The organism is Pseudomonas sp. Mn2068, assembly GCF_049319725.1.
GTDB classification, from domain to species: Bacteria; Pseudomonadota; Gammaproteobacteria; order Pseudomonadales; family Pseudomonadaceae; genus Aquipseudomonas; species Aquipseudomonas gingeri.
In genome coordinates, this window is record NZ_JBMOUG010000019.1 from 90,458 (window position 1) to 108,880 (window position 18,423).

The 18,423-nt window shown below is 63.4% G+C and carries 14 protein-coding genes; 11 read left to right on the top strand and 3 right to left on the bottom strand.

The annotated features are described in order from the left end of the window. Window positions 1-199 precede the first annotated feature (199 nt). Complete coding sequence (locus ACL9RJ_RS29725) at window positions 200-1,147, bottom strand: LysR family transcriptional regulator (RefSeq protein WP_017124732.1); 948 nt, start codon at window positions 1,145-1,147, stop codon at window positions 200-202. A 153-nt stretch (window positions 1,148-1,300) separates the two neighbouring features. On the opposite strand from ACL9RJ_RS29725, the gene ACL9RJ_RS29730 reads away from it, so the two are divergent. The 8 genes from ACL9RJ_RS29730 to ACL9RJ_RS29765 all read left to right on the top strand — a co-directional run bounded on the left by ACL9RJ_RS29730 (window position 1,301) and on the right by ACL9RJ_RS29765 (window position 9,799). Further along, the gene (locus tag ACL9RJ_RS29730) at window positions 1,301-3,673 is read left to right on the top strand and encodes a TonB-dependent receptor (protein ID WP_422765924.1); all 2,373 of its coding nucleotides are present in this window, start codon (window positions 1,301-1,303) and stop codon (window positions 3,671-3,673) included. 209 nt (window positions 3,674-3,882) lie between these two features. After that, window positions 3,883-4,206: a hypothetical protein gene (locus ACL9RJ_RS29735; RefSeq protein WP_422765925.1), complete on the top strand. Its 324-nt coding sequence runs from the start codon at window positions 3,883-3,885 to the stop codon at window positions 4,204-4,206. Between the two features lie 487 nt (window positions 4,207-4,693). Further along, window positions 4,694-5,512: an energy transducer TonB gene (locus ACL9RJ_RS29740; RefSeq protein ID WP_177083721.1), complete on the top strand. Its 819-nt coding sequence runs from the start codon at window positions 4,694-4,696 to the stop codon at window positions 5,510-5,512. 43 nt (window positions 5,513-5,555) lie between these two features. Next, window positions 5,556-6,281 carry a MotA/TolQ/ExbB proton channel family protein gene (locus ACL9RJ_RS29745; RefSeq protein WP_017124729.1) on the top strand — a complete coding sequence of 242 codons (726 nt, stop codon included), beginning with the start codon at window positions 5,556-5,558 and terminating at the stop codon, window positions 6,279-6,281. A gap of 1 nt (window position 6,282) precedes the next feature. Next, complete coding sequence (locus ACL9RJ_RS29750) at window positions 6,283-6,684, top strand: ExbD/TolR family protein (protein WP_017124728.1); 402 nt, start codon at window positions 6,283-6,285, stop codon at window positions 6,682-6,684. Between the two features lie 476 nt (window positions 6,685-7,160). Continuing rightward, window positions 7,161-7,742: an alpha/beta hydrolase gene (locus ACL9RJ_RS29755; RefSeq protein WP_103033142.1), complete on the top strand. Its 582-nt coding sequence runs from the start codon at window positions 7,161-7,163 to the stop codon at window positions 7,740-7,742. 56 nt (window positions 7,743-7,798) lie between these two features. Continuing rightward, entirely contained in the window at window positions 7,799-8,695 is an 897-nt protein-coding gene (locus tag ACL9RJ_RS29760; protein WP_177083715.1) for a sigma 54-interacting transcriptional regulator, read from the top strand. A gap of 321 nt (window positions 8,696-9,016) precedes the next feature. Next, window positions 9,017-9,799: a MetQ/NlpA family ABC transporter substrate-binding protein gene (locus ACL9RJ_RS29765; protein WP_177119421.1), complete on the top strand. Its 783-nt coding sequence runs from the start codon at window positions 9,017-9,019 to the stop codon at window positions 9,797-9,799. A gap of 467 nt (window positions 9,800-10,266) precedes the next feature. On the opposite strand, the gene ACL9RJ_RS29770 is transcribed toward ACL9RJ_RS29765, so the two are convergent. Beyond that, entirely contained in the window at window positions 10,267-11,427 is a 1,161-nt protein-coding gene (locus tag ACL9RJ_RS29770) for an AAA family ATPase (RefSeq protein ID WP_017125372.1), read from the bottom strand. Between the two features lie 151 nt (window positions 11,428-11,578). Between ACL9RJ_RS29770 and ACL9RJ_RS29775 the strand changes: the two genes are divergently transcribed. From ACL9RJ_RS29775 to ACL9RJ_RS29785, 3 genes are read left to right on the top strand one after another with little or no spacing between them, the layout of a single operon-like run. Continuing rightward, window positions 11,579-12,679, top strand: a complete 1,101-nt coding sequence (locus ACL9RJ_RS29775) for an efflux RND transporter periplasmic adaptor subunit (RefSeq protein ID WP_422765926.1) — start codon at window positions 11,579-11,581, stop codon at window positions 12,677-12,679. After that, on the top strand, window positions 12,676-13,758 hold the full coding sequence (locus ACL9RJ_RS29780) for an efflux RND transporter periplasmic adaptor subunit (protein WP_017125370.1): 1,083 nt from the start codon (window positions 12,676-12,678) through the stop codon (window positions 13,756-13,758). Before ACL9RJ_RS29775 ends, ACL9RJ_RS29780 begins: the two co-directional genes overlap by 4 nt. Beyond that, window positions 13,755-16,808 carry an efflux RND transporter permease subunit gene (locus tag ACL9RJ_RS29785; RefSeq protein WP_177119423.1) on the top strand — a complete coding sequence of 1,018 codons (3,054 nt, stop codon included), beginning with the start codon at window positions 13,755-13,757 and terminating at the stop codon, window positions 16,806-16,808. Before ACL9RJ_RS29780 ends, ACL9RJ_RS29785 begins: the two co-directional genes overlap by 4 nt. 162 nt (window positions 16,809-16,970) lie before the next feature. Here the strand turns inward: ACL9RJ_RS29785 and mgrA are convergent, their stop codons facing one another. Beyond that, entirely contained in the window at window positions 16,971-18,008 is a 1,038-nt protein-coding gene (mgrA, locus tag ACL9RJ_RS29790) for an L-glyceraldehyde 3-phosphate reductase (protein WP_103032814.1), read from the bottom strand. Window positions 18,009-18,423 lie beyond the last annotated feature (415 nt).

Sequence of the window (18,423 nt, forward strand, 5' to 3'; positions counted from 1 at the left end):
GCAGAGGAAGACAGGTGAAGGATTTCGCGTTGCGGCGCGGCTTTCGGCAAGCGCATTTGGCGACTGTTTCCGATGCATGCCGTGCATGGGGGGCGGTTTGCGCTGATCTTCCGGGCCTCTTCGCGGGCAAGCCCGCTCCCACGAAGGGGGCGAGTCCCGCGGGCGTTGTGGGTGCGGGGTTGCCCGCGAAAGGGTGGGTTCAGACAGCAACCTGCTCCAGGTTGCACACCTCATCCGCTTCCAGAGCATCCTCGCTCCTGATCTGCTCGATCATCGCTTCGGCCAGCGGCGATAAGCGATACCCGGCCCGGCTGACGATGCCGTAGCGGGTGTACAGCTCCTCCAGGTCATCCGCCAGCCCGTCGATCTTCAGTCGCACGAGATCGCCCCGGGCGTATTCCCAGGCATCGCTGTTCTCCCCGCAGATGCCGATGGCATCCGAACGCAACACCACGCCCAGCAGGCTGAACGCGCTTTCGCACTCCACCTGCGGGGTGAAATCCGGGCGACCGCTGAGATCGACGATCACCTTGCGCAGGTTCGGCGGGCGAATCGTCGAGGCCAGCGGATAACTCAGCAACTGCTCGGCCGTGACACTCGCCTGCGCCGCCAGCGGATGCCCGGCCCGACAGCAGAAATGCCATCTGCGCGGGCGCAGGCGCTGGGTCAGGTAGTCCGGGTTGGCCTCGAAGCTGCGGGTGTCGGCGACAAAGAATTCGAACTCCTCGTTCAGCAGGCGCTTGCTCAGGCTCTGCCAGTCATCCACCTGGAACTGTACCCGGGCTTTCGGGTAGCGCCCGATGAAATGGCCGATGGCGCGGGGGATCAGTCCCGAGGCCGGTGCCGGCCCGCAACCGAAACGCAACTCCCCGGCCTCCAGGCCGTTGAACTGACTGATTTCATTGGCCAGTTGCTGGGCCCCGCTGACCAGTCGCCGGGCATGTTCGAGCAATACCTGGCCCTGTTTGGTCGGGGCCAGGTCCTTGCGTCCGCGATCCACCAACTGGCAGCCGGCACTGTGTTCCAGGGCCTGGATGCTGCGGCTGAACGCCGACTGCGACAGGTTCACCGCGAGGGCGGCGGCGACAAAACTGCGCTGCTCGGCGAGGGCGATGAAGTGGCGGAGTTGGCGCAGATCGATATGCATTTTTCACATAAAAAATATCGGGGAAATGCATTGGCTATGCATTAGGTCAACTCCTTATAAAGGCAATCTCTTATGCAGTAAATCTTTGTAAAAACATAAATAAATAACTTTAAAGAATATACGTCTTGTGTATTTTTTGACCAGGAGCCGCCCATGAGTTCGTTCAATCTTGCTGTGCATCATCCTTCGCGGCGGCTCAAGCGCTTGCCCCTGGCCCTGTTGCTGGCGGGGAGCGCCAGCTGGTCGCTGGGCCATGCCGCCGAAAGCGAAACCCCTGTGGAGACGGCCCCCGTCACCGCCAGCAGCAAACCCAAGGCCGACAGCGGCCGGCTGGAAACCGTGACCGTCACCGCCCGGCGCCGCGAGGAAAGCTCCCAGAGCGTGCCCACGCCCATCAGCGTGATCGGCGGCCAGGCCCTGGAAAGCCAGCGGGTCTATCGCATCCAGGATCTGCAGCAGCTGGTGCCCAGCGTCAACGTCGCCTACATGCATGCGCGCCAGTCCAGCGTGTCGATTCGCGGGCTGGGCAACAACCCGGCCAGCGACGGCCTCGAAGGCAGCGTCGGGCTGTATATCGACAACGTCTACCTGGGGCGTCCGGGCATGGCGGTTTTCGATCTGATGGACATCGAGCAACTGGAAGTCCTGCGCGGTCCCCAGGGCACGCTCTTCGGCAAGAACACCACCGCCGGGGTGATCAATATCAACACCCGGGCGCCGAGCTTCACCCCGGAGCGCAGTATCGAAAGCTCGGTCGGCGAGGACGGTTATTTCCAGACCAAGGGCACGATTTCGGGCCCGCTCAACGATCAGTTGGCCGGGCGCCTGTCGGCCTATCGCACCCGCAGCGACGGCGATATCAAGAACGAATACGACGGCCACGAGTTGAACGGCGGCTCCCGGGATGGCTTTCGCGCGCAACTGCTGTACAAGCCCAACGAGAACTTCAACCTGCGCTGGATCGGCGACTACAACGAAGAGGACTCCAGTGCCGGGACCCGCGTGTTGTACAGCACCGGCCCGACCATCAATGGCGTCAACCTCTACCAGTCCCGGGCCAATGCCGCCGGGGCAACCCTTGCCAACGGCCCCCATCGCGAGGTGAATCTCGACGGCCAGCAGCATGTCACGGTGTTCCAGGGTGGCAGCTCCCTGGAGGCCAACTGGACCCTGCCCAACGATTTCACCCTGACCTCCGTCAGTTCCTATCGCTGGTGGAACTTCACCCCGCGCAACGACGATGGGCTCAATGTGCCGGTGGCCTACAACGCCGGGGTCTCGGTGGAAGACAAGCAGTGGTCACAGGAGTTTCGCCTGGCCTCGCCCACGGGCGGTTTCTTCGACTATGTGCTGGGCGCGTACTACTTCGGCTCCAAGCTCGACAACAAGAGTTTCAGCTACTACGGGCCCCAGGCCGACATCTGGAACGGCACCCCCACCGGCGCGCTGAACAACGTCACCAGCATCGGCAACGGGCATATCGATACCGACAGTTTCGCGCTCTTCGCCCAGGGCACCTGGCACTTGACCGAACGCCTGGATTTCACCGCCGGCCTGCGCGGCAGCTACGAGGAAAAAAGCGCCTGGGTGACCCGCGATGAGCCGCTCGGTGGCGCTGCCGTGACCGGTGCCGCGGCCACGGCCCGCCGCGGTCGCGCCGGTATCTATGACTCCGGCAACCTCAGCCAGTACAGCACCAGTCCGTCCGGCCTGTTGAACCTGAGTTATCGCTTCACCGACGAGCTGCTGGGTTACGCCACCTTGTCCCACGGGGAAAAGTCCGGCGGCGTGAACCTCGCGGTGGGCTCGGCGCCGACGGCGGGCGCCGATTCGCTGCTGATCGGCACCGAGCGCGCCAACAACGCCGAGCTGGGTTTCAAGAGCACACTGTGGGACAAGCGCCTGCAACTCAACGCCAACCTGTTCTGGACCCAGGTCAACGGTTACCAGACCAATGCCTACGATGCCGACAACCGCGTGCAGTACCTGACCAATGCCGGCTCGGTGCGCTCACGCGGGGTGGAAGTCGAGAGCACGCTGATTCCCCTGCGCGGCCTGACGCTCAACCTCAACGGCTCCTATAACGATGTCCGCTACCTGTCCTACAAGGATGCGCCGTGCCCGCCGGAGGTCAGCCTGCAGCCGGGAGCACCGGCCTCCTGCGACCTCAGCGGACACCAGGTGGTCGGTGCGTCGAAATGGATCGGCAACGCCAATGGCGAATACAAATGGAACCTGGATAACGGCTGGGAAGAATATGTCACCGCCAGTTATGCCTTCCGCTCCAAGGCCGTCGGCACCGTCGAGGATTCGACCTACGGGCAGATTCCCAGTTATGCCGTGGTCAACCTGTCCACCGGCCTGCGTGGCGACTTCAACCAGGGCCAGTGGGATGTCTCGCTATGGCTGAAGAACGCTTTCGACAAGACCTACTACACCACCCTCTGGACCGGTGGTAACGGCGGTTATGAGGGCTTGCTCGGCACACCACGGACCCTGGGGGTCACCGGGCGCTATGACTTCTGATCCGCGCTGATGGGATAGCGGCTGTAATAAGACCGGTGCCGGATATAAGTTATTCACAACCTTCATGGTGCATATAGCCAATCAATTGATAAATACCGGGTGGGCCGGTTGGACAGAACTTGGAAGTCCTACCATTCTGCAAGTCGTGAGTTTCAGGAGAGACCCACTTTCAGCGGAAGAGTGTATTAACGACATAAGGAGAACGCATCATGTCGAGCATCAATGGAACTTATCTGAATAACAACGCCGACGCCAAGTTGGTAGTCACCGATGGTAACGATTCGAATGGTACCTTCAACGGGCAGATCACCCAGGCAGGGGTGAACTACAGCGTCACCGGTCACTACCACTTCCAGAACAGCACCGGCAATCCCACCACCATTTCCTTTATCGGCTCCAACAGCGACAAGGGTTACGTGGCATTTACCGCCTACTCCCCGGACCATATCTACGTGAAACTGCGCGCCAGCGGATCACGGACCGGCTTTGATGGCCAGGTGGTCGGCCTGGGCGGCGAATTCGTCAAACAGTAACAGCAAAGGCAATACCGACATACTGCCAGGCCAACGAAAGGACAAGTGTATTCCTGCGCTTGTCCGATTGAAGTTCTGGCGGTATGTATTGTTGTGCCCGCCAATAAATAAAAGTCTGTTTGCGCACTTTGCATTGCAACTATTCCGTCATTCATTTCTCTTTTCTTGTCCGTTATCCGTGCGCTCATGGTGGGGAGAAAGTTGCCGTGTGTTCGCCAACCCGGTGGACACGGAGGTTTTCCGGCCCTGAAAGCATGCCTTCAGGGAATATTTTCAATGCCTGAAAAGCATCGATTTTTCAGCGCTGGGCTGGAGCCCTTGAAACACGGGGCTTTACGCGGATCGTCAGAATCTAATATTCATTTTCGATCTATCTATAACTTCAAAGATTACTTTAAGGACTAAGCAAGCTCCGTGGATCATCGGCACCTCGACGTCGCCATGGGCGCCTCGACGATTTTTTGCTGAAGACCGCAGGAGTTATTCAATGGGCAATGTCCAGACCGCTGCCAGTGCACATGAGGTGCGCAGGCCTCAGGCACCGGGTGGCGAGTTGGTCGATCTCGGCCGGCCCCATCGCGCGCCGCTGGGGCAGTTGCGTCTGCAGAAAGTGCCCAAGGGCATCCTCAGCCGGCGCGAGGCGATCTTGCTCGGGGTGTTTGCGCTGGTGCTGCATGGCGCGGTGATCTACTGGCTGAGCCAGAAACAGACCCCGGTGCTGCCGGTGGTGCCGCCGGAAATCCCGCCGATGACCATCGAATTTTCCCAGCCGGCACCGCCCGTGGTCGAACCGCCGCCGCCCGTGCCGCCACCACCGCCGCCACCGGTAGTCGAGCCGCCACCACCAGTGGTCGACGAACTGGCGGTGAAACCGCCACCGCCGCCCAAGCCCAAACCCGTACCGAAGCCCAAGCCGGTACCCAAGCCTGAGCCCAAGCCCGCGCCGAAGCCGGTCGAACAGCCGCCGGCACCGCCACAACCGGCGGCACCGGCCGCGCCACCGGCTCCGCCCAGCCCGGCTCCGGTGACCCCGGCTTCGGCCAGTGCCGCGTACCTGAAGAACCCGGCGCCGGAGTATCCGTCGCTGGCCCAGCGTCGCGGCTGGGAAGGCACGGTGCTGCTGCGGGTCCAGGTGCTGGCCAGCGGTAGACCGGGCGAGATCCAGATTCAGAAAAGCAGTGGTCGCGAGCAACTCGACGAGGCCGCCCTGGCAGCGGTGAAGCGTTGGAGCTTTGTCCCGGCCAAACAGGGCGATGTCGCCCAGGTCGGCTGGGTCAGCGTACCCATCGACTTCAAGATCCACTGATCGGCAATCCACGCGCTGAACGCTTTTACAGAGGGAACACATCATGACGTTACTGGCATCTCCACTCCAATCCATCGAAAGCGCGGTGATCTGGCTGCTGGTGGTCTTTTCCGTCGCCACCTGGGGCCTGGCCCTGCTCAAGGCCGTGCAGTTCGGCCGCCTGAAAGGCCAGGATCGCAAGTTCCACAAGCAGTTCTGGGCGGCCTCCAGCCTCGATTCGGCGGCCGAACTGAGCGAAACCCAGCCCGGTGCCGCCGCTCGCGTGGCCCAGGCCGGCTATGCCGCGATCCAGGTCGGCGAGGCGCCACATGCCGCCGACCTGAGCCAGGCGATCAATCACCAGGACCGTCTGGAACGAGCCCTGCGCCAGCAGATCGTGCGTGAACGCCGCTCCCTGGAAACCGGTCTGGCGGTGGTCGCCAGTATCGGCAGTACCTCGCCGTTCATTGGCCTGTTCGGCACCGTCTGGGGGATCATGGAAGCCCTGAAAGGCATCAGCGCCGCCGGCTCCGCGAGCCTCGAAACCGTGGCCGGGCCGATCGGCGCTGCGCTGGTCGCGACCGGGGTGGGGATCGCCGTCGCCGTGCCCGCGGTGCTGGTCTACAACTACTTCCTGCGTCGCCTGAAACTCACCGCCGCCGACCTCGACGACTTCGCCCACGACTTCTACAGCCTGGCGCAGAAGAGCTCCTTCCGGGTCCTGATCCACCCGACGGCGAACAAGGGCGCCGGTCAGGGTTCCGCGCAGAAAGTGAAGGAGGCGTCCTGACATGGCCTTTTCTACCCAAGACAGCGATGAGGTGCTGAGCGAGATCAACGTTACGCCGCTGGTGGACGTGATGCTGGTGCTGCTGGTGGTGTTCATCGTCACCGCGCCGCTGCTGACCAACGCGATTCCGATCAACCTGCCCAAGACCGAAGCCGTGGCGCCGGTGGAGCAGAAGGACCCGCTGGTGGTGAGCATCGACGGGACCGGCAAGCTGTTTCTCAACAAGGACGAAATCAAGCCCGAGCTGCTGGAGTTCAATCTCCAGGCGGCCAAGGCCAAGGACCCGGACCTGCGGGTGCAGCTGCAGGCCGACAATGGCGTGAACTACGGTGAAGTGGCGAGGGCCATGGCCTCCATCGAGCGGGCCGGGATCACCAAGTTGTCGGTGATCACCGCCCGCTGAACGCAACAGATCCTCGAGTTTCTCGGGCCGTCTCCTTGGCAGGGTGCGGCCCTTTTTTTATTTCCACGCAAGGGCAGGTTGGCGCGGAACCTGTGGGAGCCGGCTTGCCGGTGATGAGGCCAGTGAGTCTTGCATCGCCTGATCGGCCGTCATCGCCAGCAAGCCGGCTCCTGCAAGGGGTTGCGTCAGCAGGGAGTGACTCGTCGGTTCTTATTTTTTTATTTCCACGCAATGGCAGGTGGACGCGGACCCTGTGGGAGCCGGCTTGCCGGCGATGAGGCCAGTGAGTCTTGCATCGCCCGATCGGCCGTCATCGCCAGCAAGCCGGCTCCTACAAGGGGTTGCGCCAGCAGGGAGTGACTTGTCGGTTCTTATATTTCTTTGTGATCTTAATAAATAGCTTCTTATTCCTTAACGAATATAACTCTGCTCCCTATACTCGATCCGGAACGCAAACGCTGGAGGAGGTGTACCCCATGCGCAACGAGTCGATTCGTTATCTGATCGTGCCGGGCTGGCAAGGATCGCCAGAAGATCATTGGCAAACCCACTGGCAGAACAGCCTGCCCAACAGTGCGCGGGTGGAACAGGCCGACTGGCTGACGCCCCGTCGTGAAGACTGGGTCGCGGCCCTGGCCGAAGCCATTGCCGCCGACAGCACGCCGGTGATCCTGATTGCCCACAGCCTGGGTTGCATCACCGTCGCCCACTGGGCGCAAACCGCGCCGCTGCACCTGTTGCGGCAGGTCCACGGTGCCTTGCTGGTGGCCCCGGCCGATGTCGAACGGCCTGCCTGCGCCCCGGCGTTGCGCAATTTCGCGCCGATCCCGGGCGATCTGCTGCCGTTCCCGAGCCAGGTCGTCGCCTCCGACAACGATGCCGCCGTCAGCGCCCCGCGCGCCCTCGAACTGGCCCGTCGCTGGGGCGCCGAAGCCGGCATCATCAGTGGCGCCGGGCATATCAATGTGAAGTCCGGCCACCAGCGCTGGGAGCAGGGTTTTGCCTACCTGTACCGCCTGCAGACCCGCATGGAACAGCATTCCCTGCGCCGCGCCTGATTTTTTCCCTTGCTTGAACGTCCCCCGCCGCAAGGCGGTCGGGGCGGGAGTTCGCCATGAGCCTGCATGAAACCTTCGGCCAGCCTTTGCTGACCTTTCCCGATGCGGAAAAAAGCCCGCTGAGCATCCGCGCCAAGGCGCTGGTGTTCGTCGACCCACGTTCGCGCCAGTTGCGCGAAGAACTCGAACAACTGGCGCCCAAGGCGCTGCCGGTGCTGATCCGCGGCGAAACCGGCAGCGGCAAGGAACTGCTGGCCCGGCATATCCACCGCGCCAGCGACCGTACCGGGCTGTTTGTCTCGGTCAACTGCGGCGCCATCAGCCCCACTTACGCCGACGCCGAGCTGTTCGGTTATGCGGCGGGCGCCCACAGCAGCTCAGTGAGCAGCCGGGCCGGCTGGTTCGGTTCGGCCAATGGCGGGACCCTGTACCTGGACGAGATCGGCGACCTGCCGCTGCCGATCCAGATCAAGCTGCTGGCGGCCCTGGAAAACCACGAGGTGACCCGTGTCGGCGCGCAGCAGCCCAGCCCGGTGGACGTACGCCTGGTGGCGGCGACCAGCATCGACCTGGCCCAGGCGGTGGCGGCGGGGAAATTCCACGAGCGCCTCTATCACTACCTCAGCGAAGGCCGGCTGGAGTTGCCGGCGTTGCGTGAGCGGGTCGGCGATATCCTGTCCCTGGCCGAGTATTTCCTCGGCATCTACAGCCAGCGCCTGAGCCTGCCGGTGCCGTTGATCAGCGACAGCGCCCAGCGCGCGCTGGAGCGTCACAGCTGGCCGGGCAATACCCGCGAGCTGGAAAACGTCATCCACTTTGCCTTGCTGGTGAGCAGCGGCGACGAGATCCTGCCGGAGCATCTGAACCTGCCCGAGCCGTTGGGGTTGATCGAACAATTCATCCTCGGCAGTTCTCCCGAGGAGCTGGCAGCGCTCAAGCGCCTGTTGGGCTGAGCGGATTCAGACGAGTGCCTTTTGCGGGAGCCGGCTTGCCGATGTGGCACCTGTGGGAGCGGGCTTGCCCGCGAAGGGGCCAGTGAAAGCGCCAGAAGCTTCGCGGGCAAGCCCGCTCCCACATGAGGCCTCGCCCACAAAAACAGCGCTTTTGCAGAGAAGTAGGACAGTGAACAAAATGGAATATGAAGATGAATAAAAGATATTGTTCTGGAATAAAAAATATCGGTATCTTCTGCTCCACGCCAGCGATATCACTTTGCTGGCACCTCTCTCAAGGCTGTCGTCGATGACGACCGTGATTCTCGATAAGGACACTGCATGAAAAAGGTTCTGTTGTTTACCGCATTGGCGGCTGCTCTGACTGCGGGTCTGGCCCAGGCCGGCGAGAAACTGGTGGTGGCGGCCACGCCGATTCCCCACGCCGAGATCCTCGAGCTGATCAAGCCAACCCTGAAAAAGGAAGGCGTGGACCTGGAGATCAAGGTCTTCACCGACTACGTACAACCGAACACCCAGGTCGCCGAGAAGCACCTGGACGCCAACTATTTCCAGACCAAGCCTTACCTGGATAACTTCAACAAGGGCAAGGGCACCAACCTGGTCACCGTGATCGGTGTCCATGTCGAACCTTTCGGCGGCTACTCGAAGAAGGTCAAGAGCCTGGACGAGCTGAAGGATGGCGCGACCATCGCGATTCCGAACGAAGGCAGCAACGCCGGTCGTGCCCTGTTGCTGCTGCAGAGCAAAGGCCTGATCGAACTCAAGGATCCGAAAAACGCCCTGTCGACGCCGAAAGACATCGCCAAGAACCCGCGCCACTTCAAGTTCAAGGAACTGGAATCGGCCCTGCTGCCGCGGGTCCTGGACCAGGTCGACCTGGACCTGATCAACACCAACTATGCGCTGGAAGCCGGCCTGAACCCGGCCAAGGACGCCCTGCTGATCGAAGGTGCCGATTCGCCTTACGTGAACTTCCTGGTCGCCCGTCCTGACAACAAGGACAGCGACGCGATCCAGAAACTGGCCAAGGCCCTGACCAGCCCGGAAGTGAAGGCCTTCATCGATTCGAAGTACAAGGGCGCGGTACTGCCGGCGTTCTGATTCGCGAATAACCCCTTCAAGGTTTGAACGCCGACGAGCAACCAGCGTCGGCGTTTTTTATTGTGTGCCCTGCCCGGATGCCCTTGTTCGATGCGGGCCCTGTAGGAGCCGGCTTGCCGGCGATGACGTCGGCGGGCGCGGTGCAAGCCTCAGGGACCTCGTCGTTGCGAGGCGTCGTCCCGACAAGCCGGCACCTACAAGAGCGGTTTGGCGGTGCGCCCGATTGATTGGCCTTTGACGGCCCGGCGCAAGGCCACCAGCAGTTTCACGATGTCCTGCGGATCGAGCTTTTCCGGCGCTTTTGCCTGGTCCATATCATCTTCCCTGTTATCGGTCGGCCGTTGGGCGAGCTGTTTTCGTCCGTGCTTGGAGCGTCCATCGGCACAAAAGATCCGTGTCGCGATGAAAAGCAAGGTAGCCCTCTGCCGGGCATCCGGCAAATCCGTCGGACGAGTTGGCGCGCAGCGTCAATCCGGCCAGTTCCAGGCCGGTTCGTCGAGCATGCCCTGGCCGACGATCCCGGTCTGGCCAAGGGTTTTCTCCAGGACGATGGAGTTGCAGCCGGGGTCCTGCTGCAAGGCCGCGATCAGGCGGCTGGCATGGGACACCACCCACACCTGGCAACGCTCGGACGCACGGATGATCAGGCGCGCCAGTGCCGGCAGCAGGTCCGGATGCAGGCTGGTTTCCGGTTCGTTGAGCACCATCAGGGTCGGCGGCCTGGGGGTGAGCAGCGCAGCCACCAGCAGCAGGTAGCGCAAGGTGCCGTCCGACAGCTCGGCGGCGGACAGCGGTCGCAGCAGCCCTTCCTGGTAGAACTCGATGGTGAAGCGCGCGCCCGGCAGCGCCTCGATCTGCAGCCGTGAGCCGGGAAAGGCATCGCTGATCGCCGCCTGCAGGGCCTGGGGATCGCCGATTTCGATAATGGTCCGCAGTGCCGCCGCGAGGTCGCGACCGTCGTGATGCAGTACCGGCGTGCGGGTGCCCAGTTGCGGCTGGCGCACAGGTGCCTCGGCGTCACTGCGAAAATGATCGTAGAAGCGCCAGCCGCGAATGCTCTCGCGCAACAACAGCACTTCCGGCGAGCTGCGCAGGTTGCCGACCTGGTCGAACAGGCTGTCGAAGGCCGGGGTGTGCTGCGCCAGCACTTCCCAGGCGCGACCTTCACGGGCCTTGACCATGGGGCCCGAACGGCCCACCAGCAGGCTGGCGGGACGATACAGCGGGCCGGCCCAGATGCATTCGCGCTTGATCTCCGGATCCAGGGAAAACTGCGAGGAACTCGGTTCCGGCAAGCCGAGGGAAATGGCGTAGCTGAAGTCTTCCCCGGCGAACCCCAGGCGCAGGCGTTTCGCGCCCTGGCGGACCAGGCCTTGCACCGCCACCTCGCCGTTGCGCATGCGCCGGCTGATGGCCTCCGGCCCGGCCCAGAAGGTCGAATCCAGCCCGCCTTCGCGGGCCAGCGCATTGACCACGCCACCCTGGGCCGTTTCCGCCAGCAGGCGCAAGGCCCGGTACAGGTTGGACTTGCCGCTGCCATTGGGACCGGTGATCAGGTTCAAGCGGTCGAGCGGCACCACCAGTTTGTTGATGGAGCGGTAGTTGGCCACCGCGAGGGTCTTGAGCATCCGCGACTGTTTCCTGGGGGAGGGCGCTTGCGCCGGTTCGCGCCAGTATAGAAAGGCGCCTCGGGAATAAGGAACCCTGCAGATAAGGAACCCTGTTCTACGCTAACAGTCGTAACGACACGGCGAGTAAGCATTACGCGAAGGAGTGTGTATGAAAGGGCATCTAGTTCGGTGGGAAATGGCCCTGGTACTGGTGGCGCTCCTCAGCGGCTGCGGTCATGAACCCCCCCCTGAACCGGAGCGGCCACGGGTCTTTGTCGAGCAGGTGCAGCGCAAGGACTTCGGCGCCGCCGTGACCCTGACCGGCGATATCCAGGCCCGGGTGCAGACCGACCTGTCATTTCGCGTCGGCGGCAAGATCATCCAGCGCAGTGTCGATGTCGGGGCGCGGATCTCCGCCCTCCAGGTGCTCGCCAAGCTCGATCCGAAGGATCTGCAGACCAATGTCGACACCGCCCAGGCCGAGGTCAACGCCGAGCAGGCGCGGGTGCAGCAGACCAGCGCGGCGTTTGTCCGGCAGCAGAAGCTGCTGCCCAAGGGCTATACCAGCCGCAGCGAATATGACGCCGCCCAGGCCGGCGTGCTCAGTGCCAGGAGCGCCCTGACGGCGGCCCAGGCACAGCTCGCCAATGCCCGCGAGCAGTTGGGCTACACCTCGCTGATCGCCGAAGCCCCGGGGGTGATCACCGCTCGCCAGGCCGAGGTCGGGCAAGTGGTGCAGGCGACTATGCCGATCTTCAGCCTGGCCCGCGATGGCGAGCGCGATGCGGTGTTCAATGTCTACGAGTCGTTGCTGGTGGAGCCACCGGATGACCAGCCGATCACCGTGACCCTGCTCGACAACCCGGCGATCAAGGCCGTGGGCAAGGTGCGCGAAGTGACGCCGGCGGTCTCGGCCCAGAGCGGTACGGTACAGGTCAAGGTGGCCCTGGGCGAGCTGCCGGCGGGCATGGACCTGGGCTCGGTGGTCAGCGCCACCGCCACGGCGCCGGCCAGATCGAGTATCGAATTGCCCTGGTCGGCCCTGACCAAGGATGTCAGCGACCCGGCCGTGTGGCTGGTGGACGCCGACGGCAAGGTCAGCCTGCACCGGGTCAAGGTCGGGCGTTACCTGACCGGTCACGTGATGATCAGCGAAGGCCTGGAGGGCGGCGAGAAAGTCGTGGTCGCCGGCGGTCAGCTGCTACATCCAGGCATGCGGGTGGAGATCGCCACGCCGAGCCCGGCAACCGCCTCGGGAGCCCAGCCATGAAGCGCCTGTCGCTGGTCCTGCTGGGTGGCCTGCTGGTCGCCGGGTGCTCGAAGGAGGAACCGCCACCGGAGCCGGTGCGGCCGGTGCTGTTTGTCGAGGTCACGCCGGAATCGGTCCAGCAACTCGGGCGTTTTGCCGGCAGCATCCAGGCGCGTTATGAAAGCACCCTGGGTTTCCGCGTTTCGGGGCGGATCGCCCGGCGTTATGTCGACGTCGGCAGTGAAGTGGCCCAGGGTGCCTTGCTGGCGAGCCTCGACCCCACCGATCAGCAGAACCAGTTGCGCGCGGCCCAGGGCGACCTGTCGCGGATCCAGGCGCAGTGGATCAACGCCCAGGCCAATGCCCGCCGCCAGCAGGAACTGTTCGACCGTGGCGTCGGCGCCCAGGCCCAGCTGGATGTGGCGCAGACCGACCTGAAGACCACCGGCGCGTCCCTCGAACAGGCCCGTGCCTCGCTCAGCCAGGCCAACGATCAGTTGGGCTACACCGAGCTGCATACCGATCACGCCGCGGTGGTGACCGACTGGAAAGTCGAGGCCGGCCAGGTGGTCAGTGCCGGCCAGGAAGTGGTCACCCTGGCGCGTCCGGATATCAAGGAAGCGGTGATCGACCTGCCGGCGGTATTGGCCGATCAGCTCAGCGAGGGCGTCGAGTTCCGTGTCGCCGGCCAGCTCGATCCGAGCGTCAACACCACCGCGCGGCTGCGGGAAATCGAGCCCCAGGCCGACAGCGCCACCCGCACACGGCGGGCTCGCCTGACCCTGGCCGAGACGCCCGCGGCGTTCCGCCTGGGGACCTCCATCAGCGTCACCCTGAGTTCGGCCATCGAGCCGCGTACCCAGTTGCCGCTGTCGGCCTTGCGGGAAGAGCAGGGCAAGACGCAGATCTGGATCATCGACCCGCAGACCCACACCGTCTCGCCCCGTGATATCCAGGTGCTGGCTCGCGAGGGCGAGACGATGCTGCTGGGTGCGGACGCCACCGGTGGGGTCCGGGCCGGCGAGAAAGTGGTGAGCGCCGGGGTGAACAGCCTGAAGCCCGGGCAGAAAGTCAAAATCGACGAGGAACACCCACAATGAAAGGGAGCTTCAACCTGTCCGAGTGGGCCCTCAAGCACCAGTCGTTCGTCTGGTACCTGATGTTCGTCGCGCTGTTGATGGGGGTGTTTTCCTATATCAACCTGGGGCGCGAGGAAGACCCGTCCTTCACCATCAAGACCATGATCATCCAGACCACCTGGCCGGGCGCCACGGTGGATGAAACCCTGGAGCAGGTCACCGACCGCATCGAGAAAAAACTCGAGGAACTGGACTCCCTCGACTATGTGAAAAGCTACACCCGTCCTGGCGAGTCGACGGTGTTCGTGTTCCTGCGCGACACCACCAGCGGCAAGGACATCCCGCAGATCTGGTACCAGGTGCGCAAGAAGATCGACGATATCCGTGGCGACTTCCCCCAGGGGATCCAGGGGCCGGGGTTCAACGACGAATTCGGCGATGTGTTCGGTTCGGTCTACGCCTTTACCAGCGACGGCCTGAGCATGCGCCAGCTGCGCGACTACGTGGAGCAGGTGCGCGCACAGATCCGCGATGTGCCGGGGCTGGGCAAGATCGAGATGATCGGCGAGCAGAACGAAGTGCTCTACCTGAACTTCTCCACCCGCAAGCTGGCGGCCCTGGGCATCGACCAGCGCCAGGTGGTGCAGAGCCTGCAGGCGCAGAATGCGGTGACCCCGGCCGGGGTGATCGAGGCCGGGCCCGAGCGGATCTCGGTGCGCGCTTCCGGGCAATACGCCTCGGAGAAGGACCTGGAAGCGGTCAATCTCAAGCTCAACGATCGTTTCTACCGGCTGGCGGATATCGCCGAGATCAGCCGTGGCTACGCCGACCCGCCGACCCCGTTGTTCCGCTACAACGGGCAGACGGCCATCGGCCTGGCGATTGCCATGAAGAAGGGCGGCAATATCCAGGACTTCGGCAAGAGCCTGCATGAGCGCATGGACAGCCTGACCGCCGAACTGCCGGTGGGCGTCGGCGTGCACAAGGTCTCCGACCAGGCCGAGGTGGTGGAAAAGGCCGTCGGCGGCTTCACCAGCGCGCTGTTCGAGGCGGTGATCATCGTGCTGGTGGTGAGTTTTGTCGCCCTCGGCCTGCGCGCCGGCCTGGTGGTGGCCTGCTCGATCCCGCTGGTGCTGGCGATGGTCTTCGTGTTCATGGAGTACAGCGGCATCACCATGCAGCGGATTTCCCTCGGGGCGCTGATCATCGCCCTCGGCCTGCTGGTGGACGATGCGATGATCACCGTGGAAATGATGGTCACGCGGCTGGAGAAGGGTGACAGCAAGGAGCAGGCGGCGACCTTCGCCTACACCTCCACGGCCTTCCCGATGCTCACCGGGACCCTGGTCACCGTGGCCGGCTTCGTGCCCATCGGCCTCAATGCCAGCTCGGCGGGGGAATACACCTTCACCCTGTTCGCGGTGATCGCGGTGGCGATGCTGGTGTCGTGGATCGTCGCGGTGCTGTTCGCGCCGGTGATCGGCGTGCATATCCTCACTGAAAAGGTGAAGGGCCATGATACGGAGGCGGGGCGCGTGGCCCGGGCCTTCAATGCCGGGCTGCTGTGGTCGCTGCGCAACCGCTGGTGGGCCATCGGCCTCACGGTGCTGATCTTCGCCCTGTCGGTGTTCTGCATGCGCTTCGTGCAGAACCAGTTCTTCCCGTCCTCGGACCGCCCGGAAATCCTCGTCGACCTCAACCTGCCGCAGAACGCTTCGATCAACGAGACGCGCAAGGCGGTGGACAAGCTCGAGGCCAGTCTCAAGGACGATCCGGATATCCTGCGCTGGAGCAGCTATATCGGCGAAGGCGCGATCCGGTTCTACCTGCCCCTCGACCAGCAATTGCAGAATCCCTACTACGCCCAGCTGATCATCGTCAGCAAGAGCCTGGAACAACGGGCGGCGCTGATGGACCGCCTGAACAAGCGCCTGCGGGACGATTTCGTCGGCATCGGCAGCTTCGTCCAGACCCTGGAAATGGGCCCGCCGGTGGGCCGGCCATTGCAGTACCGGGTCAGCGGCAAGGACATCGACCAGGTGCGCAAGCACGCCATCGAACTGGCGACCATCCTCGACAGGAACCGCAATGTCGGCGAGACCATCTATGACTGGAACGAGCCGGGCAAGGTGCTGCGTATCGATATCGCCCAGGACAAGGCGCGTCAGTTCGGCCTGTCCTCCGAGGATGTGGCGAAGCTGATGAACAGCATTGTCAGCGGCTCGCCGGTGACCCAGGTCAAGGACGATATCTATCTGATCAACGTGGTCGGGCGCGCGGTGGACAGCGAGCGGGGCACCCCGGAAACCCTGCAGAACCTGCAGATCGTCACGCCCGGCGGCACCTCGATTCCGCTGCTGGCGTTCGCCACGGTGCGTTATGAACTGGAGCAGCCGCTGGTCTGGCGGCGCGATCGCCTGCCGACCATCACCCTCAAGGCCGGGGTCCGCGGCGGTATCCAGCCCACCGACCTGGTCCGGCAACTGCAGCCCGAGATCGACAAGTTCGCCGCCGGTTTGCCGGCGGGCTACAAGGTGGTCACTGGCGGTACGGTGGAAGAGAGCGGCAAGGCCCAGGGGCCGATCGCCAAGGTGGTGCCGCTGATGCTGTTCCTGATGGCGACCTTCCTGATGATCCAGTTGCACAGCGTGCAGAAGATGTTCCTGGTGGCCAGTGTCGCGCCGCTGGGGCTGATCGGCGTGGTCCTGGCGCTGGTGCCGACGGGGACGCCGATGGGCTTCGTGGCGATTCTCGGCATCCTCGCGCTGATCGGCATCATCATCCGCAACTCGGTGATCCTGGTGACTCAGATCGACGAATACGAGCGCAACGGCTATGAGCCCTGGGATGCGGTGGTGGAAGCGACGGAGCATCGGCGCCGGCCGATCCTGCTGACGGCCGCGGCGGCGAGCCTGGGGATGATCCCGATTGCCCGGGAAGTGTTCTGGGGGCCGATGGCCTACGCGATGATCGGCGGGATCGTGGTGGCGACGGTGCTGACGCTGATGTTCCTGCCGGCGCTGTATGTGGCCTGGTACCGGATTCGTGAGCCGAAGCGGGACGCCGCTTAGCAGGGGTTTTGGGGGCGGCCCCAATTCCCGTGTAGGAGCCGGCTTGCTGGCGATAAGGCCAGTGAGCCTTGCATCGCCTGACCGGACGCCATCGCCGGCAAGCCGGCTCCCACAGGTTCTGATCGTTCCCACGCTGGAGCGTGGGAACGAGGGTCGAACGGGTTATTCCGCCGTGGACGGCTTCTCCCACAGGTTGATCCCGCCTTCCTGGGCAAACCGGTCGATTTCCGCCAGTTCTTCCTGGGTGAAGCTCAGGTTCTTCAGCGCGCCAACGTTCTCGATGATCTGCTCCGGCCGGCTGGCGCCGATCAGCGCCGAGGTCACCCGTGGATCACGCAGGGTCCAGGCCAGGGCCAGTTGCGCCAGGCTCTGGCCGCGACGCCGGGCGATCTCGTTCAAGGCGCGTACGTGGGCGATATTCGCTTCGGACAGGTGCGAAGCCTGCAACGAACCGCCGCCCGGGCGATTGACCCGCGCATCCTTCGGCACGCCGTTGAGGTACTTGTCGGTCAGCAGACCCTGGGCCAGCGGCGTAAAGGCGATCACGCCGGTACCCAGCTCTTCGACGGTGTCCAGCAGGTCCTTTTCCACCCAGCGGTTGAGCAGGTTGTAGGCCGGCTGGTGGATCAGCAGCGGCACTTTCCATTCCTGCAGCAGGGCCGCGATCTCGCGGGTCTTCACCCCGGAATACGACGAGATACCGATGTACAGCGCCTTGCCTTGCTGCACGGCGGTGGCCAGGGCGCTGGCGGTTTCTTCCAGCGGGGTGTCCGGGTCGAAGCGGTGCGAATAGAAGATATCCACATAGTCCAGGCCCAGGCGCTGCAGGCTCTGGTCGAGGCTGGCGAGCACGTATTTGCGCGAGCCGCCGCCCTGGCCATACGGGCCGGGCCACATGTCCCAGCCGGCCTTGCTGGAGATGATCAGTTCGTCGCGGTACTGCTTGAAGTCTTCGCGCAGCAGGCGCCCGAAGTTGATCTCGGCGCTGCCGTAGGGCGGGCCGTAGTTGTTCGCCAGGTCGAAATGGTTGATGCCCAGGTCGAAGGCGGTGCGCAGCAGGGCGCGCTGGGTATCGATCGGCGTGCTGTCGCCGAAGTTGTGCCACAGGCCCAGGGACAGGGCCGGCAGCACCAGGCCACTGCGGCCGACGCGGCGGTAGGGAATGGAGTCGTAGCGGTTTTCGGCAGCTTGGTAAGTCATCGAATCCTCTCTCATGGGGGTGTGACATCTTCGCGGACAGGCCCGCTTCCCCCTGGCGTGGCATCGCTCTGACGGGGGCGAAGTCACCCAGCATACGCCCAAGAATGACCAAGCCAACCCCGTGTTCGAACCTTTGCTGAAACGTTTCACACTTCTCGGGGATTCGTCCCCGGGCTTTCGCGGCAGACCTGATGACATCCGGGTTGAATGATCAGCGACTCTCCTGCCCACCAGCGATTGACAATCGCCGGACCTCTTATTCCTGATTTTTTATCAGTATGAATTAGTACATATCTCCCTACTTTTCCCATAAGCCGGATAACAGGTTTTCATTCAGTAAAATATGGATATTCATGAATCAATGAGTGAGTACACGTAATACGTAGTATGGTTTTGTACGGATAAGGGGCTTCCA